General features: G+C 72.7%; 20 protein-coding genes and 1 pseudogene. 8 read left to right on the top strand and 13 right to left on the bottom strand.

Annotation, left to right across the window (positions count from 1 at the left end; translation table 11 throughout):
* The first annotated feature begins 15 nt into the window (after positions 1 to 15).
* The 3 genes from IOD14_RS13220 to narJ all read left to right on the top strand — a co-directional run bounded on the left by IOD14_RS13220 (position 16) and on the right by narJ (position 2768).
* Positions 16 to 879: a helix-turn-helix transcriptional regulator gene (locus IOD14_RS13220; protein WP_123994373.1), complete on the top strand. Its 864-nt coding sequence runs from the start codon at positions 16 to 18 to the stop codon at positions 877 to 879.
* 74 nt (positions 880 to 953) lie between these two features.
* Positions 954 to 1754: an SAM-dependent methyltransferase gene (locus tag IOD14_RS13215; RefSeq protein ID WP_123994374.1), complete on the top strand. Its 801-nt coding sequence runs from the start codon at positions 954 to 956 to the stop codon at positions 1752 to 1754.
* A 519-nt stretch (positions 1755 to 2273) separates the two neighbouring features.
* On the top strand, positions 2274 to 2768 hold the full coding sequence (gene narJ / locus IOD14_RS13210) for a nitrate reductase molybdenum cofactor assembly chaperone (RefSeq protein ID WP_212670317.1): 495 nt from the start codon (positions 2274 to 2276) through the stop codon (positions 2766 to 2768).
* Positions 2769 to 2965: 197 nt separating this feature from the next.
* Here narJ and dnaK read toward each other — a convergent pair whose 3' ends face one another.
* The 8 genes from dnaK to IOD14_RS13170 all read right to left on the bottom strand — a co-directional run bounded on the left by dnaK (position 2966) and on the right by IOD14_RS13170 (position 13123).
* The gene (dnaK, locus tag IOD14_RS13205; protein ID WP_123994376.1) at positions 2966 to 4825 is read right to left on the bottom strand and encodes a molecular chaperone DnaK; all 1860 of its coding nucleotides are present in this window, start codon (positions 4823 to 4825) and stop codon (positions 2966 to 2968) included.
* Between the two features lie 98 nt (positions 4826 to 4923).
* Positions 4924 to 5682 (bottom strand): glycerophosphodiester phosphodiesterase family protein, encoded by a 759-nt coding sequence (locus IOD14_RS13200; RefSeq protein WP_212670316.1) that lies wholly within the window; start codon positions 5680 to 5682, stop codon positions 4924 to 4926.
* Between the two features lie 7 nt (positions 5683 to 5689).
* Positions 5690 to 7045: a hypothetical protein gene (locus IOD14_RS13195; RefSeq protein ID WP_123994378.1), complete on the bottom strand. Its 1356-nt coding sequence runs from the start codon at positions 7043 to 7045 to the stop codon at positions 5690 to 5692.
* Positions 7046 to 7139: 94 nt separating this feature from the next.
* Positions 7140 to 7568 (bottom strand): OsmC family protein, encoded by a 429-nt coding sequence (locus IOD14_RS13190; protein WP_212670315.1) that lies wholly within the window; start codon positions 7566 to 7568, stop codon positions 7140 to 7142.
* Between the two features lie 62 nt (positions 7569 to 7630).
* A complete protein-coding gene (locus IOD14_RS13185; protein WP_212670314.1) occupies positions 7631 to 9424 on the bottom strand; it encodes a hypothetical protein in 1794 nt (597 codons plus the stop codon).
* Positions 9421 to 10482 (bottom strand): MoxR family ATPase, encoded by a 1062-nt coding sequence (locus IOD14_RS13180; protein ID WP_123994381.1) that lies wholly within the window; start codon positions 10480 to 10482, stop codon positions 9421 to 9423. The genes IOD14_RS13185 and IOD14_RS13180 overlap by 4 nt, the downstream gene beginning before the upstream one ends.
* 94 nt (positions 10483 to 10576) lie before the next feature.
* Positions 10577 to 12661, bottom strand: a complete 2085-nt coding sequence (locus IOD14_RS13175; protein WP_212670313.1) for a phage holin family protein — start codon at positions 12659 to 12661, stop codon at positions 10577 to 10579.
* 60 nt (positions 12662 to 12721) lie between these two features.
* Positions 12722 to 13123: a hypothetical protein gene (locus IOD14_RS13170; RefSeq protein WP_123994383.1), complete on the bottom strand. Its 402-nt coding sequence runs from the start codon at positions 13121 to 13123 to the stop codon at positions 12722 to 12724.
* Positions 13124 to 13206: 83 nt separating this feature from the next.
* Here IOD14_RS13170 and IOD14_RS13165 point away from each other — a divergent pair, with 83 nt between their 5' ends.
* Both IOD14_RS13165 and IOD14_RS13160 read left to right on the top strand, forming a co-directional pair.
* Positions 13207 to 13980: an MBL fold metallo-hydrolase gene (locus IOD14_RS13165; RefSeq protein ID WP_212670312.1), complete on the top strand. Its 774-nt coding sequence runs from the start codon at positions 13207 to 13209 to the stop codon at positions 13978 to 13980.
* Positions 13977 to 14597, top strand: coding sequence for a VTT domain-containing protein (locus IOD14_RS13160; RefSeq protein ID WP_123994385.1), 621 nt, complete (start codon positions 13977 to 13979; stop codon positions 14595 to 14597). The genes IOD14_RS13165 and IOD14_RS13160 overlap by 4 nt, the downstream gene beginning before the upstream one ends.
* 7 nt (positions 14598 to 14604) lie before the next feature.
* On the opposite strand, the gene IOD14_RS13155 is transcribed toward IOD14_RS13160, so the two are convergent.
* The 4 genes from IOD14_RS13155 to IOD14_RS13140 form a co-directional block, all read right to left on the bottom strand.
* The gene (locus tag IOD14_RS13155) at positions 14605 to 15654 is read right to left on the bottom strand and encodes an MBL fold metallo-hydrolase (RefSeq protein WP_212670311.1); all 1050 of its coding nucleotides are present in this window, start codon (positions 15652 to 15654) and stop codon (positions 14605 to 14607) included.
* Entirely contained in the window at positions 15651 to 16895 is a 1245-nt protein-coding gene (locus IOD14_RS13150; protein WP_212670310.1) for an aminotransferase class I/II-fold pyridoxal phosphate-dependent enzyme, read from the bottom strand. The genes IOD14_RS13155 and IOD14_RS13150 overlap by 4 nt, the downstream gene beginning before the upstream one ends.
* Before the next feature lie 172 nt (positions 16896 to 17067).
* The gene (locus tag IOD14_RS13145) at positions 17068 to 17715 is read right to left on the bottom strand and encodes a hypothetical protein (RefSeq protein WP_212670309.1); all 648 of its coding nucleotides are present in this window, start codon (positions 17713 to 17715) and stop codon (positions 17068 to 17070) included.
* A gap of 367 nt (positions 17716 to 18082) precedes the next feature.
* Positions 18083 to 18880, bottom strand: coding sequence for an RNA polymerase sigma factor SigF (locus IOD14_RS13140; protein ID WP_123994389.1), 798 nt, complete (start codon positions 18878 to 18880; stop codon positions 18083 to 18085).
* Positions 18881 to 19122: 242 nt separating this feature from the next.
* On the opposite strand from IOD14_RS13140, the pseudogene IOD14_RS13135 reads away from it, so the two are divergent.
* A pseudogene (locus IOD14_RS13135) lies at positions 19123 to 20927 on the top strand (thiamine pyrophosphate-requiring protein).
* On the opposite strand, the gene IOD14_RS13130 reads toward IOD14_RS13135, so the two are convergent.
* The gene (locus IOD14_RS13130) at positions 20881 to 21054 is read right to left on the bottom strand and encodes a hypothetical protein (RefSeq protein WP_174269400.1); all 174 of its coding nucleotides are present in this window, start codon (positions 21052 to 21054) and stop codon (positions 20881 to 20883) included. The pseudogene IOD14_RS13135 and the gene IOD14_RS13130 sit on opposite strands and share 47 nt — an antisense overlap.
* Before the next feature lie 129 nt (positions 21055 to 21183).
* Between IOD14_RS13130 and IOD14_RS13125 the strand changes: the two genes are divergently transcribed.
* Together IOD14_RS13125 and IOD14_RS13120 are read left to right on the top strand one after the other, a co-directional pair.
* On the top strand, positions 21184 to 21570 hold the full coding sequence (locus IOD14_RS13125; protein WP_212670308.1) for a DUF2795 domain-containing protein: 387 nt from the start codon (positions 21184 to 21186) through the stop codon (positions 21568 to 21570).
* Complete coding sequence (locus IOD14_RS13120) at positions 21567 to 22001, top strand: CBS domain-containing protein (RefSeq protein WP_212670307.1); 435 nt, start codon at positions 21567 to 21569, stop codon at positions 21999 to 22001. Before IOD14_RS13125 ends, IOD14_RS13120 begins: the two co-directional genes overlap by 4 nt.
* Positions 22002 to 22003 lie beyond the last annotated feature (2 nt).

Here is a 22003-nt window from a genome sequence, read left to right as displayed (position 1 = left end):
TAGGGGAGGCGTGGCGTGAGTGAGCGGCGACCTGCGCCGACCGTGGGCCAGGTGGTGCTCGGCAGACGGCTGCAGGAACTGCGGGAGGCGGCCGGCCTCAGACGCGAGGAGGCCGCGCAGGTACTGCGGGTGGCTCCCGCGACCGTGCGGCGGATGGAAATGGCCGAGGTCGCCCTGAAGATCCCCTACGTCCAGGTGCTCCTGGAGACGTACGGCGTCCCCGAGGAGCAGGTCGAGGCCTTCGTCCAGCTGGCCGAGGAGGCGAACCGGCCGGGCTGGTGGCAGCGGTTCCACGACGTGCTGCCGGAGTGGTTCAGCCTGTACGTGAGCCTGGAGGGCGCGGCCGGGATCATCCGCTCCTACGAGCCGCACTTCGTGCCCGGTCTGCTCCAGACCGAGGCCTACGCGCGTGCCGTCATGGAGACCGGGACGATCGGCCATGCGGGCCCCGAGGCGCTGGAGCGGCACGTGTCGCTGCGCATGACCCGGCAGAAGCTTCTCGAGCGGCCGAACCCGCCCCACCTGTGGGTGATCATGGATGAGACGGTGCTGCGCCGTCCGGTCAGCATCCGCACCGAGGTGATGCGCGAACAGCTGGACAAGCTGCTGGAGTTCGCCGAGCGCGACCGGGTCACGCTCCAGGTGTGCGAGTTCGAGGACGGTCCGCACCCGGGGACGTACGCGCCCTTCTCGCTGTTCCGCTTCTCCGAGCCGGAGCTGCCCGACCTGGTCTTCACCGAGTACCTGACCGGTGCGCTGTATCTCGACTCCCGCCAGGAGGTCGCCACGCATCTGGAGGTGCTGGACCACATGTCGGCGCGGGCCGCCTCGGCCGAGCGCACGAAGAAGCTGCTGCGGGAGCGCCGCGCGGACTTCTGAGCGGGCCCCACGGCACCGCCGCACGGCACCACGACGGGTGCACCACGACACCACCACAGGGGAGAGGACACCGCATGACCGGATCCGACGCCGCGGCCCAACCCATCGACACCAGCCGGCCGCATCCGGCCCGGGTGTACGACTGGTGGCTGGGCGGCAAGGACAACTACCCGGTGGACGAGGAACTGGCGCGCCGGATCCTCGCCGTGGACGGCACGGTGGTGCGCGGGGCGCGTGCCAACCGCCGCTTCATGCAGCGGGCGGTGCGGACGGCCGCGGAGGCCGGGATCCGCCAGTTCCTGGACATCGGCACCGGCATCCCCACCGAGCCCAATCTGCACCAGGTGGCGCAGGAAGTCGCCCCGGAGTCGAAGGTCGTGTACGCGGACAACGACCCGATCGTCCTCAGACACGCGCAGGCCCTCCTGCACAGCACCCCCGAGGGCGCGACGAACTACGTCCACGCCGATGTCCGCGACCCGGACACCATTCTGCGGCTGGCCGCGGAGACCCTGGACTTCTCGCAGCCGATCGCCCTGTCCCTGGTGGCGCTCACCCACTACCTGGGCGACGACGTGTACGGGCTGCTCGACCGGTACGTCGCCGAGCTCGCCCCGGGCAGCTTCGTGATCCTCTCGCAGGTCACGCCCGATCTGAGCCCCGAGGCCATCGCGAAGGCCGCCGAGCAGTTCCGTCGCAGCGGCACCCCCTTCTTCCCGCGTTCGCTCGCCGAGTTCTCCCGCTTCTTCGAGGGTCTGGAGCTGCTCGGACCCGGCGTGATCCCGGTGTCGGGCTGGCGTCCGGGGCCGGAGGACGTGGCCGCGCAGGCGGAGGGCATCGTGCCGGTGTACTCGGGGGTCGCCCGCAAGGTCTGACCCGTACGGGTGCCGTGAACGGGTGCGCTCCCGCGCCCCGCCCTAGGTTCGAAGCGAGCCGCGGGCCAGCGGAGGGAGCACACGTGACCGACACCCGGACACCGCCGAGGGAGCCCGGCGCGGCCCTGCTGCGGGCGGGGCGGTTCCTCCGGCCCGGCAAAGCCTCCGGCCACCTGCACAGCGGCGGGCCGGCGGGCGGGCGCAAGGCGTCCGCGCGGCGCCGCCCTCTCCTGGTGCACCTGCTCCCCCACCCGGGTGCGCCACCCGCGCGATCGACACGCTGCGGATCCCGCTGGAGTACCTGGCGGAGCTGTTCACAGCCCGCCGGCGCGGGGCCGGTGCGGGCCTTCGTGGAGGAGTCGACCGCGATGCGCGCTCACCTGCGGGAGCTGTACCGGCTGCCGGCCATCGCCAAGTACCAGGAGCGCAGGCGGCTGCCGCTGGTTGTCGGTGGAGAACTTCCACGCGCTGCGCGGACGGCGGACCACGGACAGGACCCACGACGCGGAGGAGGCCCGAATGCCCTCGGACGCAGTGCTGTACCAGGCGGCGGCGCTCTGCCTGACGTATCCCGACGACGACTTCCGCGCGCGACTGCCGCTGCTGCGGGAAGCGGCCCCGCAGTTGCGGGAGTTCGTCGACCACGCGGCGGTGACGCCCGCGCAGGAACTGGCGGCGCACTACGTCCGGGTCTTCGACTCCAGGAACCGGCACAGTCTGCATCTGAGCCGGTGGCGGCACGGGGACACCCGGCGGCGCGGGATGTCGCTGGTCCGCTGCAAGGAGGTCTACCGGGCCGCGGGGCTGGAGTTCACCGGTGAGGAGCTGCCCGACTTCCTGCCCGCAATACTGGAGTTCACGGCCCGGACCGGGGACACGGGCCTTCTCACCGAGTACCGGGACGGGCTGGAGCAACTGCGTTCCCGGCTCGGCGACTTCGGCACACCGTACGCGACGGTCCTGGACGCCGTGTGCGCCACGCTGCCGCCCGTACGGACCGGGGTGCGCCCATGACGACGCTCCTGTGAGGCGGGCCACCTGTTCCCGCTGTACGCCGGGCCGCCGTACGACGGCACCGGTGTTCCGGGGGACGACGACCCGCCCGGTCCACATGTTCGGCCTGCCGGTCCCGTACCTGTTCCGCCCCTATGCGGTGCACCGCGGCCGCGGCCCCGGGCAGTCGGGGTCGCGGCCGGACTCCTGACGAGGCCTCAGGCAGCCCCGCCCTTCTGGTCCTTCTCGTCGTCCACGATCTCCGCGTCGACCACGCCCTCCTCTTCGTGAGGGGCAGAGGTCGATTCGTCCTGGGGCGGCTGCTGCTGGGCCTGGGCGTACATGGCCTGGCCCATCCTCTGGCTGACGGAGGCGAGTTTCTCGACGCCGTCGCGGAGGGGGGCGGTGTCCGCGTTCTCCTCCAGGAGGCGCTTGAGGTCGGCCACCGCCGACTCGACCTCCGTCTTCGCCTCGGCGGGGACCTTGTCCTCGTTCTCGCGGACGAACTTCTCGGTCTGGTAGACGAGTTGCTCGGCCTGGTTGCGGGTCTCGGCGGCCTCGCGGCGGTTGTGGTCCTCCTCCGCGTACTGCTCGGCCTCGCGCATCATGCGGTCGATGTCGTCCTTGGGGAGCGCCGAGCCGCCCGTGACCGTCATCTTCTGTTCGCGCCCGGTCGCGAGGTCCTTCGCCGAGACGTGCATGATCCCGTTCGCGTCGATGTCGAAGGCGACCTCGATCTGGGGAACGCCCCGGGGGGCCGGCGGAAGACCGGTCAGGTCGAAGACACCGAGCTTCTTGTTGTACGCGGCGATCTCCCGCTCGCCCTGGTAGACCTGGATGCCCACCGAGGGCTGGTTGTCGGTGGCGGTGGTGAAGATCTCCGAACGGCGGGTGGGGATCGTGGTGTTGCGTTCGATGAGCTTCGTCATGATGCCGCCCTTGGTCTCGATCCCCAGGGACAGCGGAGTCACGTCGAGCAGCAGCACGTCCTTCACGTCGCCGCGGATGACACCCGCCTGGAGCGCCGCCCCGACCGCCACGACCTCGTCGGGGTTGACCCCCTTGTGCGGGTCCTTCCCGGTGAGCTCCTTGACCAGGTCGGTCACCGCGGGCATCCGCGTCGAGCCGCCGACGAGGATCACGTGGTCGACCGCGGAGAGCTTGATGCCCGCGTCCTTGACCGCCTGGTGGAAGGGGGTCTTGCAGCGGTCGAGGAGATCTGCGGTGAGTTCCTGGAACTGTGCGCGGGTGAGCTTCTCGTCGAGGTGCAGGGGGCCCTCGGCGGAGGCGGTGATGTAGGGCAGGTTGATGGTGGTCTCGGAGGCCGACGACAACTCGATCTTCGCCTTCTCGGCCCCCTCCCGCAGCCGCTGCAGCGCCATCTTGTCGTTGCCGAGGTCGACGCCGTACTGCCCCTTGAAGCGTTTGACCAGGTGCTCCACGATCCGGTGGTCCCAGTCGTCGCCGCCCAGATGTGTGTCGCCGTTGGTCGCCTTGACCTCGATGACCCCGTCGCCGATCTCCAGCAGGGACACGTCGAAGGTGCCGCCGCCGAGGTCGAAGACCAGGACCGTCTGTTCCTCGCCCCGGTCGAGGCCGTACGCCAGCGCGGCCGCCGTGGGCTCGTTGATGATCCTGAGCACCTTGAGGCCGGCGATCTCCCCGGCTTCCTTGGTGGCCTGCCGTTGGGTGTCGTCGAAGTAGGCGGGCACCGTGATCACGGCGTCGGTGACGTCCTCGCCCAGATAGGACTCGGCGTCCCGCTTCAGCTTCTGCAGGACCCGCGCCGACAGCTCCTGCGCCCGGTACCGGGTGCCGTCGACGGCACCCTCGTCCGGGAAGCGCCAGCTCCCGTCGCCCATGTGCCGTTTCACGGAACGCGCGGTGCGCTCGACGTTGGTCACGGCCTGCCGCTTGGCGACCTCGCCCACCAGCACCTCGCCGTTCTTGGCGAAGGCCACGACCGACGGTGTGGTCCTGGCCCCCTCCGCGTTGGCGACAACCGTGGGTTCACCGCCCTCCAGTACGGCCACCACCGAGTTCGTGGTACCGAGATCGATCCCGACCGCACGTCCCATCGCTGTCCCCTTCCGCCAGGGATTTCCACCAGGGGGGCCTTCCCGAACTCCAGCACAAAACTTGAGTGCGTTCTTGTCAATGGTGCGGGTGGCCCTGCTCAGTGGGACGGGTACCCCGGAGAACGCTCCTCGCTCGGCTCTCCCCGCAGTGCTACGGCCCGCCGCGGCCGGTCGGTGATCAGGACGTCGACGCGCGGGTGGTCGAGAAACGTCCGCATCAGCCTGTCGTCGTTGACCGTCCAGACCATGGTGAACAGGTCGTGGCGGACCGCCTCGCGCAGCACGTTGGCCCGGGCCAGCCGCTGGTGCACGGCCACCCCGCCCGCGCCGCAGGCGCGCACCCGGCGCATCGGCCAGAGCTCGCTGAGTCGGACGCCGGCCAGGCGGGAGCGGGCGATCTCCCTGCCGTCCCGCCCCAGCGACAGCACCGTGCGGACCTGCGGGAAGTGCCGCGCGATGGCGGCGACGGAACGGTCCTCCAGGGTGGTGGCGACGAAACCGTCCGCGCCGAGCAGCGAGACGGCCCGGTCCATGAGCTCGCGCTCGTACCCGGTCTCCTTGAGGTCCAGGTGGCCGATCAGCCTGCCCGCGATCAGGGACATGACCTCGTCGACCACCGGCACGGGTCGTCCGGCCCGAGCACTGAGCTCGGCGTGGGTGATGTCCCGGAGCAGCGGCCCGGCGGGGCCCACCCGGGGGTCGTGGTGGACGACGAAGACCCCGTCCGCCGTCCGCCGGACGTCGAACTCGACGTACTCCGCCCCGGACCGGACGGCGTCCTCGTAGGCCTCCCAGGTGGCGGCGCCGGCACGCTCGGATCCGCCCCGGTGGGCGGAGACGGCGGGGCGACGGGGCATACGGCGGTCAGCCTCCGTCCGGTGATCGGGGCACGGGCACCGGCACGGGCCGGTTCACCCGTGGCGTGGCCAGCAGCGGGCCGGAGCGTCGGCTGACCCGCCTGAGCAGGAGGTATCCGATCGCGGCGAGCGCGATGAAGGGCAGCCAGGCCAGGAGGTAGGCCGGAAGGTAGTGCGCGTCGAAGATGGACCGCCGATTGTCCACGTCGGAGGCGTTGGCCCCGAAGAACGCCAGCAGCAGCGTCGGCGGCAGGGCGATCCCGGTGGCCACCGCGACGAGCGCCGACACCGTCCGGTCCCTGCGGTCGTCGCGCTCGGAGAGCTGGGCGCTCAGGGCGGCCGAACGGGCGCTGATCACCGAGGTCAGGCGCTCCACCATCCTGGCGGAGTTGTCCAGGCTGTCGGGGATGCCCAGCGCGTCGCGCAGCGAGGACTGGAAGGCCTCCATGACCATCTCAGGGATCAGCAGGCTGTCGACGTACGCCTCGACGCCGAAGGCCAGGTCCAGCTGGAGTTCGTTCACCCCGTCGGAGAGCCGGGAGATCAGCCGGCGGATCTCGTACGGCGACTCGGCGGCGGCCCGTTCGTTGGCGCGCATGGTCTCGAAGGCGGCCAGCCGGGTGCGCTGGAGGACGGCGAGGGCGGAGATCATGCCGACGGCGACCAGGATCAGGCCGTTCTCCACGTGCCCGGCCCAGCCGGCGTGGACGGAGACCCCGCGGCCGTGCGCGGAGAGGGTTCGGCCGTTCTTCCTGAGGTGGGGCGGCTCGGACGCGGTGAGCCGGCCGCGGTACACGAGCTCGTTCAGCAGGGTGGGCAGGCGGGTCTCGTCGGGGCCCAGCAGGTCGCTTTCCAAGTCCCCGCCGGGGAAGACCAGTTGGTGGACGTTCTGGCCGAAGGCGAGCGGTTCGCGCGGGGCGAGCCGACCGCTCAGGGAGCCGAGCAGGTCCGTGGGGCCGAGCGTGATCCGGTCCCGGTCGAAACAGCTGTCGGCGAGCCAGGCCGCGAGGGCCGCGGGGGGCGTGTGTCCGGCGAAGCCGCAGTCCAGGGCCAGGGTGATGTCCCCGCGCGGGGTGGCGAGCACGGCGATCTGGGCGGAGGCGAGGTCGAGTCCGTGGTCGCCGTGCGGCAGCCGCAGGTCCCCGGGTGCCACGTCCTCGACGAGCACCGGCACGGGCAGCACCGCCTCGCTGGACGTCAGGTGCAGGGCGAAGCGGCCGAAGTCGAACGTGTCGACGAGGCTGCCCAGTGCGGGGCGCCCCGGGTCCAGCCGTCCGGTGAGGCTGAACAGCACCACGACACGGGTCAGTTCACGGGTGCCCGAGTCGAGTGCCGCCGTGCCGCCCGCCGTTCCCGGAATCATCGCGTCTCCTCCCGCACCGCCGAACCGGTCGCCGAACCGCGCTTCGCGCAGGCCGCCCCGAACGGGCGGCCTGCGCGAGGCGGTGCCTTCGGGGTCAGGCGAGCTTCGCGTCCAGCGTGATCGGGACGGCCTTCAGGGCCTGGCTGACCGGGCAGTTGACCTTGGCGTCGGCCGCGGCCGCGGCGAAGCCCTCGTCGTCCAGACCCGGCACGGTGCCCTCGACGGTGAGGTGGATGCCCGTGATGCCCTCGCCCGGCTGGAAGGTGACGTCGGCCGAGGTGACGAGCTTGGTGGGCGGGGTGCCCGCGCCGTGCAGGGCGTGCGACAGCGCCATGGAGAAGCAGCTGGAGTGCGCGGCGGCGATCAGCTCCTCCGGGCTGGTCTTGCCGTTCGCGTCCTGGGAGCGTGAGGCCCACGTGACCGGCTGGGCCTCGATGGCGCCGGAGGAGTCGAAGTTGACGACACCGCTCCCCTCGAGGAGGTTGCCTTCCCAGACGGTGTGTGCGGAGCGCGTGGTAGCCACGATCAGTCCTTTCGTGTGGTCCCGCGGACGGGGGTGCGGGATCCATCCGATCACACTACGTCTCAGCTCACCCGGAAGACCGGCCCACGTGCGGTGAACGGCAGTCCGGCTCCCTGCGGGATCAGATACGCGTGCTCGCGCCGCACCCGCAGCACATCGCACCAGCCGTCGGTGATCACCAGCACGGGAGCGCTCGCGGGGAAGTCGTCGGCGCGGTGCAGGAGATCGATGCCGGGCTGCAGGACGGTGCCGCCGCGGCCGTGCACCCGGACCCGCTCGGCGATCTCGGTCACGGGCAGATAGCCGGCGTCGTGCGGGGCCGCGTCGCAGAACACGACCCGGGCGGCCGGCACGTCCCGGGCCTCGGCGTACGAGGCGATCGCGCCGAGTGCCTTGCCGAGCAGGGTGCGGTTCATCGAGCCGGAGGTGTCGAGGACCACGCCGAAGGTGCAGCGGGCGATCTCCTCGGGCGGGAAGTACCGGCCGGCGCGCGGGATGTCGGGGGTGGAGGACTGACGGCGCGCGGGACGGGCGTAGGACCTGACGGGCTGGGGGCTGGGCACGAACTCGTCGAACCAGCGGGCGAGTTGCGCGTCCCAGGGCAGCGGTGGGTGGCTGAGCGCGCGGATCTCCTCGACCAGGCCGCCGGGCAGGAAGCCCCGCTCCTGGCGCTGGTGCAGGTCGAGTCCCTGGGCGAGGCCGCGGCGGTAGAACTCGTCGAGGTCGACGTAGTCGCGGGGCGAGCCGAGCGGGCCGCCCAGGATGTCGCCGACGCCCTTGCCGCGCAGGGTGGCCAGCCGGCGCATGCGGCGCAGGTCGCCGGCGATGCGGTCGTAGACCTCCTCGGAGGACAGGCCGGTGAGCGCGGGGTCGTGGAGCAGGCCCTCGGGCATGGTGCCGATCCGCATCTCGGTCAGCCAGCCGTTGATGACGTAGTCGCAGGCGATGTTGAAGAGGTAGGGGTCGCGGGTGCCGCAGCGGTCGCCGTGGCGCAGGGCGGCGTGCAGCATCTCGTGGGCGAGGACGAACCGCCATTCCTCGTCGTCGAAGCTGCGCAGCGGGTTGATGTAGATCTCGGCGGCCTCGGCGTCGACGGCGGCGACCGCGATGCCGTGGGCGCGGGCGAGTTCGGCGTCGGCGACCAGCTTGATGCCGGCCGCGATGCCGCCGAGCAGCGGATAGGAGGAGACGAACCAGCTCAGGGCCCGCTGCCAGGGGCGCAGCGTGGGCGCCTCGCCGTCGAGGGAGTCGCGGCGGCCGCCCGCCATGTCCATCGCCGCGGACACGGTCCGGGTCAGGGCGGTGGCGAACGCCAGCTGCCAGTCCACGGGCTGCCGCCAGCCCGCCCACGGCAGCAGCAGCTGGTCGGGCTCGGGGCCCGCCGTACCGCAGTGTTCGTAGACGGCCGGGATGCCGTCGCGCCGCCAGCGGGCGGCGAGCTGCTCCTCGTCGCCGTCGGGGTAGGAGGCGGGCAGGTGTTCGGGGGCCCTGCCGACGGAGGAGCCGAGCAGGAAGCGGTTGACGACGAGACAGCGGGCGGCGACGTCGAAGCGGTCGGGCTGGGTGCGTTCGCCCTTCACCGCCGGGACGTGCCCGAAGCCGAGGTGGAGGACGGCGTGGGCGAGCGCCCAGGCCCAGGCGGCGGGCTCGGCGAGCCGGTCGGGGTGGGCGTGCACGTCGCCGTCGGAGTCGACGACGACGAGCCCGTCGCGGGGTGCGAACCGGCACTCCTCCCGACGGCAGACGTCGAACTCGACGGCCGCGAGGGCGGGGTTGGCCCGCATCAGCCGCATCCCCTCGGCGAACGCCTCGCCCGCGAGGTCCCGCTTCTTCTTCTTGTGCGGGCTGCGGCTCACCGCCGCGCCTCCACCAGCCGGGGCATGTCCCGGGCCGCCTCGACGAGGAACCAGGAGGGCAGGACCGGGTTGCCGTCGGCGTCGGAGGCGATGACGGTCTGGGCGACCTCCACGGAGATCTCGGCGAGTTGGACCAGCAGCGACTTGGCGCGGTACGCGGTCTGCCGTCCGGCGGCCGACATGTGCTCCTTGCTGACCGGGAGTTCCTTGACCAGCCGGCCGCGGAAGGACTCGGCGAGGTAGTAGAGCAGGTCGCGGTCCTCCAGCCGGTTGGGCCAGCGGGCGTCGCCCTTGATGATCGCCTCGATGCCGAACCGGCTGCGCACGATCTTGACGTATCCGCAGAACGCGGTCGCGTGCCGGGGGGTGAGCGTGCCGTGCGCGAGGACCTTCAGGGTCTCCTCGTCGAGGTCCCGGCCGAAGGAGTGCAGCGCGTCGGAGAGCATGTGCCAGGAGCGGGGCGTGGAGAAGGGCTCCTCGGTCTTCGGCGGCTTGGACCACAGGTGGTCGGGCCGGTCGGTGAGGTGGTCGAGGATCCAGGGGTGGATGTCGTGCTCGGCGGCCCAGACCAGCCAGTCCTTCGCGGACGCCTCCAGGTGGACGTGGGTGAGGCGGTTGACGAGGGCGGAGGCGATGGGCCGGGCGAGGGCGTTGTCGGTGGCCCGGTTTCCGGCGCCGATGACGATGGAGCCGGCGGGGAGTTCGTAGTCCCCGATACGGCGGTCCAGGATCAGCGAGTAGAAGGCCTTCTGCACATCGGGCGTGGCCGCGTTCAGCTCGTCCAGGAACAGACAGTACGGCTCGTCGCGGGCGATGGACTCCGGCGGGCAGAACACCGAGCGTCCGTCCCGGATCTGCGGCACCCCGATGAGGTCCTCGGGAGCGAGCTGGGTACCGATCAGGCTCACGCACTCGAGACCCAGCGAGGCGGCGAACTCCCGGACGAGGGAGGACTTGCCGATGCCGGGGGCACCCCAGACGAAGACGGGCCGCACGGTGGCGAGTCCGAGGAGGAGCTCGGGGATGCGGGAGGGCGAGACGGTGACGGCAGCCTGCAAAGCGGTGGCTCCAGGGAGTGTTCGAGAAGGGGGTGACTCGAACAGTGTGTGCGGTGCCCGGCACGGACGCAGCCGATTTTCCCGGGCCTGCGGTCTACGCGGCCTTCTCCTCCGCCTTCTTCAGCGGCACTTGCGGGCCTCCCGCCTCGTCCAGCCAGCTCCGCAGCACCTGATGCACCTGCTCGGCCCCGGCGAGGCCCTCAGGGGGCGCGGACAGGGCGAGCGGCGACAGCAGGAACGGTTCGGCCTGCGCACCCCCCAGCCCGCCGTGCGAGCCGATCTGCTCCTCGAAGGCCAGCACCTCGCCCTCCGCCGGGTCGTACCAGGAGTTGACCATGATGTCGGCGGTGTGCGGGAAGGAGTGCGTACGCCGGACCGCCTCGGCCGCGCCGGGCCCGAAGTCGGCCAACGGCCCCGGGTTGTCGTCCAGTTGGTCCAGCGGGATCTCCGTGCCGAACGGGCCGAGGACCACCCCGCCGTGCTCGTCGCTGCGCACCAGGAGGAACCCGATGCCGGGATGGTTGGCGAGGGTGGTCAGCAGCGCCGGGTGCCGCGCGTCGATCTCCTCCTTGCTCATCCGGTGGCGCACGTCGGGGAAGGAGATCAGCCCGAGGTTGCCGGAGGCCAGCACGATCGGCTCGGAGTCGCGCGCGGGCCGGTACTGCTCGCGTGACTCCTTGCCCGGCCTGCGCAGCGCGGCGCGGACGGCGCCGCGGGCCTCGGCCCCGCTGTGGGTGCGCTCGGCCCGGCGCGGCACGGGCAGCCCGCAGCCGGCCCGGACCAGGTCGCCGAGGGTGAGCCCGTAGCGGGTGCGGAAGGTCTCTCCGGGGCTCTGGCCGTGGTCGGAGAGCACGACGATCCGGTACGGGCGCGGGGCGTGCTCGGCGACGTTCCCGATCAGCGCGAGCGAGCGGTCCAGGCGCTCCAGGACCTTCGCCGCGTCACGGCTGGTGGGCCCGGAGTGGTGGGCGACCTCGTCGTAGGCGACGAGGTCGGCGTAGACGGCCGTGCGGCCCGCGAGCATGTCGCCCATGACGGCGGCGACCACGACATCGCGTTCGACGACGGTCGCGAAGGCCCGGACGAGGGGATACAGGCCGCCGCGGCCCACTCTGGGGCGCTCCTTGCGGACCCGGGCGCGGGTGGACTGGCCGATCTCGCGGCCGACCTCGGCGAAGAACGACATGGCGGTGCGCACGGCGTTGGCGGGGTCGGAGAAGTAGGCGAAGTAGCCCGCCCGGGAGCGGTTCTCCCGGCTGCGGCGACGCGTGGCGATGGACAGCACGAGGGCCTGCTCCTCGGCGCCGCCGGAGAAGAGGTTGCCGCGGCTCGCGCCGTCGACGGCGAGCAGCCCGCCGTGTCCGGCCTGCGTCACGGCCCGCTGCTGGAGTTCGACGGCGCTGGTGGGGCGGTTGCAGACCATCACCTCGCCGCGGTCCTTCTCGTACCAGCGGAAGGCGGGGACGTCGTGGTTGCTGCCGTGCAGGATGCCGAGCTGGCTGGCACCGGTCTGGCTCGACCAGTCGGTGCGCCAGGAGGTGAGCCGGTGGGTGGGGCGCACGCCGCGTCCGGGGGCGTCGCTGTGGCCCATCCAGCGGGCGATCGTCGGCATCAGGCCCCTGCCGACGGCGGCCAGCAGGACGTCGTGGCCGACGCCGTCGAGCTGGAGGAAGACCGTGCCGGGGGTGGCCGGGCCGACGGGGCCGCGTCTGCGGCGGCGGTCGGCGAGCCGGTACAGGCGGCGCCGGTAGGCGTCGTCGTCGCGCACCGCCAGGGCACCTCCGGTGGCGGAGGCGACCGCGGACATCACGGCGGCGACCACGACGGCGGTCTCCGGGGCGGCGTCGCCGCGCTCGGCGGGGTTCAGCCGCAGGGCGAGCAGCAGCAGCGCCCCGTTGAGGAAGAAGACGAGGAGGCCGAGCACCAGGGTCGGCACGAGCAGGAACAGCCTCACCAGCAGCGGCCACACGACGGCCGACAGCACACCGAAGGCGCCGGCGCCGAACGCCGCCGTGACCGCGATCCGGGTCGCGCTGTCACCGGTCGGCGACTGGAGCCGGAAGTCCGGCAGGATGCCGGCCAGCACCAGCATCGTCAGGGTCGAGACCACCCATACCGTGACGCTCCGCCCGACCTGACTGGCCACTCGCCGCCAACGCCCCGCAAGCACGCCCCGCACACCTCACGTCCCGGCCCGTCGTCGGTGCGGGCGCCTGGGACCAGCGTGTCACACGGGTGACTAACGGCCGTCGTAGCCCGCCGTCGGCATCGACAGCCTGCGGTGCACGCGAGCCTTCATCTGGGCGTCGTAGAGGGGCTCCGCGAAGCCCACCGTCTCGACCCGGACCCCGCGGCGGGCGCATTCCGCGGTGAACTCCTCCACCGAGGACAGGGCGCTCTCCAGGACCCGGTGGCTGGGGGCCACGAAGAGGTCCCGGCCCGCCCGCACCCCGTCCCACAGCACGCAGTGGTCGGCGCGCAGGCCCCGCACCAGCAGTTCCCGCCGCACGGTGTACCCCCGTTCCGCGGCCCAGCGCGCGCACATCGCGTGCTGGCTGCGGGAGTCCACCAGGAAGGGATCGGCGTCCAGTTCCTCGAGCGGCGTCAGACTCGCGATCGCCGTGACACGGACCGCTCCCATGGTGTCCCCCTCACCTCCGGGTTTCGCCGCCGACCATACTCCAGCCCGTAGGCTTCGGGGAGTCGCGCGAAGGAGGCAAAGAGGTGCCGGTGGAGATCACCTGGTGGGGCCACGCCACCTGCACGGTCACGGATTCGGACGTACGTGTGCTCACCGACCCTCTGTTCACCCGCCGGCTCGCGCATCTGCGACGGCGCCGCGGGGCGGTCCCCCCGGCGGACGCCCGGCGGGCGGACGTGGTCCTGGTCTCCCATCTGCACGCCGATCATCTGCACGTTCCCTCGCTGGCGGGGCTGGAGCCCGGCACGCGCCTGCTCGTGCCCCGGGGCGCACCACGCCAGGTGCCGGGGCTGCGCCGGCTCACCCACCTCCGGGTGGACGAGGTGGCGCCCGGCGACGAGCGGCGCGTCGGCGACCTGCTGATACGCGCGGTGCCGGCGTGGCACGACGGGCGGCGGCTGCCGGTCGGGCCGCACCGCTCCCCCGCGCTCGGTTACGTCGTCGAGGGCTCGGCGCGGACGTACTTCGCCGGGGACACCGGGCTGTTCGACGACATGGCCAAGGAGGTCGGGCCGGTCGACGTGGCGCTGTTGCCGGTCGGCGGCTGGGGGCCGTATCTCGGGGAGGGGCACCTCGACGCCGGCCGGGCCGCCCAGGCGCTGGCCCGGCTCGATCCCGTCAGCGCGGTGCCGGTGCACTACGGGACGTACTGGCCGATCGGGATGGACGCGGTGCGGCCGCACGAATTCCACGCTCCGGGCGCGGAGTTCGTGCGGCTGGCGGCCGAGTTCGCGCCCGGCGTGGACGTGTACCGGCTGGAGCACGGGGAGAGCGTGCGGCTGGAGGTCGCACGGTGACATGGCTCGCGGCCGCCACCACGGGGGCGACGCCCGGGGCCGCCGGGCAGGCGATCGGGTATCCGACGCTGTTCCTGCTGGTGTTCCTGGGGGCGCTGGTGCCCGTGGTGCCCACGGGGGCGCTGGTGAGCTCGGCGGCCGTCGTGGCCTTCCACCAGACGGCGCCCCTGGCTCTGCTGTTCGTGTTCGTCACGGCCTCCACCGCCGCGTTCCTCGGGGACATCGCCCTGTACTGGCTGGGGCGGCGCGGGATGAGGTCGAAGAACGGGTCGCGGTGGCTGAAGGCCATCCGGTCCCGGGCACCGGAGGAGCGGCTCTCCCAGGCGCAGGGGAAGCTGGCCGACCACGGGGTGGCCGTCCTCGTGCTGTCCCGGCTGGTGCCGGCGGGGCGGATTCCGGTGATGCTGGCCTGTCTGATGGCCGAGTGGCCGTTGCGGCGGTTCGTGCGGGGGAATCTGCCGGCCTGTCTGGCCTGGGCCGTGACGTATCAGCTGATCGGGATCCTGGGCGGTTCGCTGTTCGAGGAGCCCTGGCAAGGGGTGGTCGCGGCGATCGCGCTGACCTTGGCGATCAGCGCGGCGCCGGGTGTGTGGAAGCGGGTCCGGGCCAACGGGTGAGGGCTCGTCAGTCCAGCACCCTGGAGCCTCCCACCGGCAGGTCCCACAGGTCCTCGCGGGCCAGGCCCGCCTTCTCCCACGCCTGCCTGACCCTCGTCAGCGGCTCCAGCACCGGTTCCGCCGACAGCACGAACGTCGCCCAGTGCATCGGCGCCATCCTCTTGGCACCCAGGTCCTGGGCCGCCCGCACCGCCTCCTCCGGGTCGCAGTGGACGTCACTGAGCCACCAGCGCGGGTCGTAGGCGCCGATGGGCAGGAGCGCGAGGTCGATGCCCGGGTAGCGGTGGCCGATGCGGGAGAACCAGTGGCCGTAGCCCGTGTCACCGGCGAAGTAGACGCGCTGCCCGTCCTGCGCCGTGAGGACCCAGCCGCCCCACAGGGTGCGGCAGGTGTCGGTGAGGGAGCGCTTGGACCAGTGGTGGGCGGGGACGAAGTCGAAGCGGACCCCGTCCAGTTCGGCCGCCTCCCACCAGTCGAGTTCGGTCACCGCGGTGAAGCGGCGGCGGTGGAACCAGCGGGCCAGCCCGGCCGGCACGAAGACCGGGGTGTCGCGGGGCAGGCGGCGCAGGGTGGGGGCGTCCAGGTGGTCGTAGTGGTTGTGGCTGATGACGACGGCGTCGACGCGCGGCAGGGCGTCCCAGTCGATGCCGACCGGGGTGATGCGGGCCGGGGTGCCGAGGATGCGGCGCGACCAGACGGGGTCGGTGAGAATCGTCAGCCCGCCGATACGCACCACCCAACTCGCGTGTCCCGCCCAGGAGACGGCGACCGTGCGGGCGTCGACGGCAGGCAGCGGACCGGGCGCGTACGGCAGCTTCGGGATGTCGGCGAGGCCTTCGGGGCCGGGGCGTACGGACCCCTCGCGGGCGAAGCGGGCCATGGCCTTGAGGCCGGGCAGCGGGGCGGTCAGGCGGTCGTGGAAGGACCTCGGCCACGTTCTGCGCTCCCCCAGCGGGCGGGGTTCGGCGAGCGGCGGGGACGGCGGCGCGAAAGGGGACGGGGCCGAGGGCTCGTCGGCCACTCGGGTGCTGGTGGTCGACTCGGACTGCTGCGTCATCGAGGAGGCTCCCATCGCTGAGCGTCGTCGCGGAGGTCGTCGAAGACCGACTCCAGGGTGATCAACGCGCGTTGCACGTGTGGCAGTTCCAACGGCGCGGGTGACGTGAGGCATTCCGCGCGCTCCTCGTCCGAGCCGCCGAGCAGGGGGCCGGTGGACAGCCGTACGCGCAGCGCGCCGAGGTCGTCGCCGAAGCGGTGGCCGCCGGGTGCGGGCATGCCGAGCCGGGCGGTGAGGAAGTCCTCCAGGTCCTGGGCGTCGCCGACGCCCTGCGCGGTGAGCGCGGGGCGCAGGGGGCCGAGGTCGACGTAGAGGTGGCGGCCGGCCCTCGGGGGCCGGCACAGGGCACCCGCGCCGACGACGACGGAGTGCGCGGCGGCCGCCACAGGCGCGTGGAGGTGTCCTGCGGCGGTGCGGCGGGCGGTGACCGGTTCGGGCTCGGTGAGGGCGTACGCGGCGGCCGCCGCGACGGGGGCGGCGACGCTGGCGCCGAGGGCGGTCAGGATGTCCAGCACGCGCGCGCGAAGGCCGTCGCCGCCACCGTTCGCCGGGAAGCGGGCGAAGGCGGCCGGCCAGCCGGCCGGGAGCAGGCCGCCGGCCAGGTCGGTGACGACGGTGACCCGGTCGGGCAGCATCTCGGCGGGGCTGAGCAGGACCGTCTCCTGGGGGGCGTGCACGGTGTCGCGCCAGGTCTCGTCGCTGACCAGGTGCAGGCCCTCGCCCGCGGCGGCCTCGACGGTCTCGTGCAGCACCTCGGGCGGGGCGACGGTGGCGGTGGGGTCGTCGGCGACGGACAGCACGAGCAGCCGAGGGTCACCGCCCTCGGCGCGCACCCGGCGCACGGTCTCCAGCAGGGCGTAGGGATCCGGTACGCCCCCGCACTCGGCCGGTGTCGCCACATGAAAGACGGGTCTGCCCAGCAGGCGCGCGTACGGTGCCCACCAGGCGGCACAGGGACGCGGCACCAGGACGTCCCCGCCGAGCGCGGCGGTCAGCGCGAGCAGCAGGGACGGGGCGCCGGGGGCGGCGGCGACGTGGTCGGGGTCGGCGGGCAGTCCGCGCCGGGCCGTGAAGGCGCAGGCGGCCTCCAGGAGCGGGGGGCCGCCGCCGACGGGTTCGGCACGGGGGCGGGCGGCCGCGGCGGCGAGGACGGCGGTGAGTTCGGGCAGTACGGGCAGCCCGTCGTCGGGCAGCGGCGGGCCGTAGCGGACGGGGCCGTGACCTTCCGGGTCGGTCCGCATGGTCACCTCCGCAATCCGCTGTCCGGTGGCTCGTCCGGTCCGCCGTGTCCCCGGCCCGGTCCGGTGCGCTTCTCGCGCCCCTTGTGCCCCTCGCGCTCTGAGTACCCGCGCAGCCGCCGGGCCATGGGCACCCTTGCGGGTTGCGCCCGTCACACGGATCTGACGTTTCGTCTCAGGCGTCCGCCGCCGGGGACCTGCGGCGCAGCCGGTACACGGCGCCCGCGGCGGCGCCTGCGATCAGCAGGCCGCCGGTGACCAGGGCGGGCGCGGAGTCGCTGAAGGTGCCGCCCTGACCGGCGCGGACGGGACTCTGAATGACCGCGGCGGCACAGGTCTCGGTGCGCGGTTCGGCGACCGGCTCGGTGCACGGGCGGTGGCTCGCGGTCGTGCCGCGGGTGACGGTGAAGGTGGCGCTCCAGGCCTTGCCGGGTGCGCGGTCGGCGGTCGGGCAGGTGCCGTCGACGGTCCACGCGGAGTCCGGGCCGACGCCACCGGCGCCGCTCTGGAGTTCCTGGTCGGCGGCGATGCGGGCGGTGCCGCTGTAGGCGGGGCCGGAGACCTCGTCGTCGTTGCCGGGCACCAGCTGGAGCCGTACGGTCTGCGACTCGAAGGCCTCCGAGGTGGCGTCGACGGTGGCGGGCGGGGTGCCGGTGGACGGGTCGCAGGAGACGGACACGGTGACGCTGCCGCCCGGCTGGACGCTGCCGGGGCTGACCTCGGCGGCGGGATCCGCGTAGGCGCTCGGCGCGGCGAGGCCGAGGGTGATCCCGAGCGCGGGGAGGACGACGGACAGGGCCCGGAGACGGGCGGTGCGGCGCATGGGGCGGACTCCTTCGGCCGACGGCTGCGGGGCCCGTCGTCGGGGTCGGGGTCACGACGACTGGACCGTGGGCACGACGGTCGCACCCACAGCCATCACAGCCCGGCCCTCCCCGTCCCGCGCGCGGCCGAAGGCCATTGGCGGGACGGGGAGGGCCGAGTGGGTGACGGGGCGGCTCCGGAGCGCCGAGGGGGTGACGAAGCCGCACCGGAGCGCCGAGGGGGTGACGGAGCCGCTCCGGAGCGCCGAGGGGGTGACGGAGCCGCACCGGAGCGCCGAGGGGGTGACGGAGCCGCACCGGAGCGCCGAGGGGGTGACGGAGCCGCACCGGAGCGCCGAGGGGCGTCGCCGCTGCGGAGCCGCCCTCTCACACGGCGGCGTCGCGCAGGATCTGCTCGCGCAGCCGGCCGCAGCAGCGGCTGATCAGCCGGGACACGTGCATCTGGGAGATGCCCAGCTGCTCGGCGATCCGGCTCTGGGTCATGTCGCCGAAGAAGCGCATGTAGAGGATGGCGCGCTCCCGCTCGGGAAGGGCCGCCAGCCGGGGCTTGACGGACTCGCGGTCGACGACGGTGTCCAGGGCGGGGTCGGACGAGCCGAGGGCGTCGGCGAGCGAGTAGCCGTCCCCGCTGCCGGGAAGCTCGGCGTCGAGGGAGAGGGCGGTGAAGCTCTCCAGGGCCTCGATGCCCACCAGCACGTCCTGCTCGCTCATGTCGGCGTGCTCGGCGATCTCGGCGACGGTTGGTCTGCGCCCCGGGATGGTCTGGGCGAGGTCCTGGGAGGCGAAGCGGACCCGGTTGCGCAGGTCCTGGACCCGGCGCGGCACGTGCAGGGTCCACATGTGGTCGCGGAAGTGCCGCTTGATCTCGCCGGTGATGGTGGGGACGGCGTAGCTCTCGAAGGCGTTGCCGAGTGCGGGGTCGTAGCGGTCGACGGCCTTGACCAGGCCGAGTGCGGCGACCTGGCGCAGGTCGTCGAGGTTCTCACCGCGGTTGCGGAAGCGTCCGGCGAGCCGGTCGGCCATGGGCAGCCAGGCCTCGACGACCTGTTCGCGCAGGGTGTCGCGCTCGGGGCCGGGGGGCAGTACGGCGAGCCTGCGGAAGGCCTCGGCCGTGTCGGGGGCGTCGTCGTGCGGGTGGTGCTTCGCGCTCACTGGTGTGGGCATGTGCGTCGCAACTCCCTAGATGGTGCTCTGGGTCGGACGATCGGCGTGGGGAGCGCGTCCATGTGCGGACAGGCGCGGCCGTGGCGGCCGATCGCCGCTCCCACGGACGTGCCTCCGGTCCGAAGCACTGTGAGTGCGCCTGCCCCGGGCTCCGGGCGCCAAACACCGGGGCAGGTTTTCCGGTGGCCCGCGGAATGACTCGTAAGGCTGTTGCCTCTGCCGTCCATGCGGGAGGCCGATCCATGAGCACCAAGGTGTCCGATCACATCCTCAAGCGGCTGCGCGAGTGGGGTGTGGACCATGTCTTCGGCTATCCGGGCGACGGCATCAACGGCCTGCTGGCGGCCTGGGGCCGGGCCGGCGACCGGCCGCGGTTGGTGCAGTCCCGGCACGAGGAGATGTCCGCGTTCCAGGCGGTCGGTTACGCCAAGTTCAGCGGCCGGATCGGAGTGTGCGCGGCGACCTCGGGGCCCGGCGCGATCCACCTGCTCAACGGGCTGTACGACGCCAAGCTGGACCATGTGCCGGTGCTGGCGATCGTCGGCCAGACGCACCGCTCCGCGATGGGCGGGTCGTATCAGCAGGAGGTGGACCTGCACACCCTGTTCAAGGACGTCGCCTCGGAGTTCGTGGAGACGGTGACGGTCCCCGAGCAGTTGCCGAACGTCCTGGACCGGGCGATCCGCACCGCGTACGCCCGCCGCTGCCCGACGGCGATCATCATTCCGGGTGACGTCCAGGAGCTCGACTACTCGCCGCCGACGCACGAGTTCAAGATGGTGCCCTCCAGCCTGGACCGCAGCGACTGGACGGTGGTGCCGTCCCAGGAGTCGCTGGAGCGGGCCGCGGAGATCCTCAACTCCGGTGACAAGCCCGCGATCCTGATCGGCCAGGGCGCGGCCGGGGCGCGGGCCGAGGTGGAGCGGATCGCTGAACTGCTCGGCGCGGGCGTCGCCAAGGCGCTGCTCGGCAAGGACGCGCTGAGCGACGAACTCCCGTACGTCACCGGCTCGATCGGCCTGCTGGGCACACGTCCCTCGTACGAGCTCATGCGGGACTGCGACACCCTGCTGACCATCGGGTCGTCGTTCCCGTACTCGCAGTTCCTGCCGAAGTTCGGCAAGGCGCGGGGGGTGCAGATCGACATCGACCCGCAGATGGTCGGGATGCGCTACCCGTACGAGGTGAACCTCGTCGGCGACGCCAGGGCGACGCTGCAGCGGCTGATCCCGATGCTGGACGTGGAGCGCGGCGGGCGCGAGTGGTACGACACGGTGTGCGACAACGTCACGCACTGGCGCGAGATGCTGGAGCGGCGGGCGCTGCAGTCGGCCGACCCGATCAACCCGGAGTACGTGGCCCGCGCCCTGGACCCTCCCCCAGAGGGGGTGCCCCCAGCTGCCGGACAACGCGATCGTCACCTCGGACTCCGGTTCCACCGCCAACTGGTACGCCCGGCACCTGACCATGCGGCCCGGCATGCGTTCGTCGCTGTCCGGCGATGGGACCGGGGGTGCCGTACGCGATCGGCGCGAAGTTCGCGCATCCGGACCGGCCGACGATCGCGCTGGTCGGGGACGGGGCGATGCAGATGAACGGCATGGCCGAGCTGATCACCGCGGCCAAGTACCGCGACCTGTGGGAGGATCCGCGGCTGATCGTCGCCGTCTGGAACAACCACGACCTCAACCAGGTCACCTGGGAGATGCGGGCCATGGAGGGCGCCCCGTCGTTCCTGCCCTCGCAACAGCTTCCGGACGTGCAGTACGCCGCGTTCGCCCGCTCCCTCGGTCTGACCGGGATCCGGGTGGAGAAGCCGGAGGACGTGGAGGCGGCCTGGCGGGCCGGGTTGCAGGCGGACGGGCCCGCCGTCCTGGAGTTCCTCACCGACCCCGCCGTACCGCCGATCCCGCCGCACGTCACCTGGGACCAGATGGAGGCCACGGCCGCCTCGATCCTCAAGGGCGACGCCGACGCGGGGTCCATGGTGAAGCAGGGCTTCAAGGCGAAGGTGCAGGAGTTCCTGCCGGGGCGGGAGAAGAAGTAACCGTCGGCAGGGCGGCCGGTTCGATCCGGTCGCCCTTCGGCTCCGGCAGCATCAGTTCCTCGTAGCGGCCGAGCGCGAGCACCACGGCGAGCATGAGGATCGGTATGAGCGCGGCGAGGACGACCATCGCCATGTCCTTCCCAGGGGAGGTGCGCGGGGGGTTCGATCCGGGTCTCCCCGGATCGGTCCGGCAAACCCTGTGTCGGCCCGCGGTGCACGGGTACGCGGGGCGGACCCCGAAGATCTGGAGGGAGACATGCAGCGAGGCAGCGACCGGCTGAGCCGCCACCGCGACGACGAGATGAAGCACGAACTCCAGGGTCTGCTCCGCTCCGGGCACCCCACCCGGAGCGAGGAGTGGAACGACCCGGAGCCGACCGCGGACGACGATCCGCAGGTCTGGGGCGGGCCCGTGGCACCGGGCAGCGAGGGGGCATCGCTGGAGACCGTCCGACTGGAGCTGGCCCGGCTCCTGGGCCGCAGCTCCTTCCCCGCCACTCCTGTGGAGCTGGCGCGGGTACTGCGCCGCAAGAACGCCCCCGACGCCCTCGTCGAGGCGGTGGAGGAACGGCCGCGCAAGGAGACCTACACCAACGTTCAGGAGCTCGCACGGGCGCTGACCCGGACGGGGGACACGCCGTGAGGGCGGAGCTCGTCAGGGACGTGATGACGCCCGGAGTGGTGGCGGTCCGCCCGGACGCCTCGCTGGTCGAGGCGGCGCAGCTGATGCGCGCGCAGGACATCGGCGATGTCGTGGTGGCCGACGGTCAGCGCGTGGTGGGGCTGCTCACCGACCGGGACATCACGATCCGGGCCGTCGCCGACGGGGTCGATCCGCTGACGGTGAGTGCCCGCTCGGTGTGCACACCGGATCCGCTGACGGTCGCCCCCGGCGACCCGGTGACCCAGGCGGTCGCGCTGATGCGGGCCCATGCCGTACGGCGGCTGCCGGTCGTCGAGGACGGCCTTCCCGTCGGCATGGTGAGCCTCGGCGACATCGCCGAGGGCCGGGTTCCGGGTTCGGCGCTCGCCGACATCACCCGCGCGGACCCGGACCACACGGACCCCGTGTGAGG

This window comes from Streptomyces sp. A2-16, from assembly GCF_018128905.1.
Classification (GTDB): domain Bacteria; phylum Actinomycetota; class Actinomycetes; order Streptomycetales; family Streptomycetaceae; genus Streptomyces.
Note: the sequence above shows the minus strand (reverse complement) of the source record. Positions and strands in the feature narration are given on the sequence as shown.

Bases quoted from the DNA above. Each gene is read 5' to 3' on its own strand.
- IOD14_RS13215 (WP_123994374.1), top strand. From the start codon at position 954: ATGACCGGATCCGACGCCGCGGCCCAACCCATCGACACCAGCCGGCCG.
- narJ (WP_212670317.1), top strand. From the start codon at position 2,274: ATGCCCTCGGACGCAGTGCTGTACCAGGCGGCGGCGCTCTGCCTGACG.
- dnaK (WP_123994376.1), bottom strand. From the start codon at position 4,825: ATGGGACGTGCGGTCGGGATCGATCTCGGTACCACGAACTCGGTGGTG.
- IOD14_RS13200 (WP_212670316.1), bottom strand. From the start codon at position 5,682: ATGCCCCGTCGCCCCGCCGTCTCCGCCCACCGGGGCGGATCCGAGCGT.
- IOD14_RS13195 (WP_123994378.1), bottom strand. From the start codon at position 7,045: ATGATTCCGGGAACGGCGGGCGGCACGGCGGCACTCGACTCGGGCACC.
- IOD14_RS13170 (WP_123994383.1), bottom strand. From the start codon at position 13,123: ATGGGAGCGGTCCGTGTCACGGCGATCGCGAGTCTGACGCCGCTCGAG.
- IOD14_RS13155 (WP_212670311.1), bottom strand. From the start codon at position 15,654: ATGACGCAGCAGTCCGAGTCGACCACCAGCACCCGAGTGGCCGACGAG.
- IOD14_RS13150 (WP_212670310.1), bottom strand. From the start codon at position 16,895: ATGCGGACCGACCCGGAAGGTCACGGCCCCGTCCGCTACGGCCCGCCG.
- IOD14_RS13145 (WP_212670309.1), bottom strand. From the start codon at position 17,715: ATGCGCCGCACCGCCCGTCTCCGGGCCCTGTCCGTCGTCCTCCCCGCG.
- IOD14_RS13140 (WP_123994389.1), bottom strand. From the start codon at position 18,880: ATGCCCACACCAGTGAGCGCGAAGCACCACCCGCACGACGACGCCCCC.
- IOD14_RS13130 (WP_174269400.1), bottom strand. From the start codon at position 21,054: ATGGTCGTCCTCGCCGCGCTCATACCGATCCTCATGCTCGCCGTGGTG.
- IOD14_RS13125 (WP_212670308.1), top strand. From the start codon at position 21,184: ATGCAGCGAGGCAGCGACCGGCTGAGCCGCCACCGCGACGACGAGATG.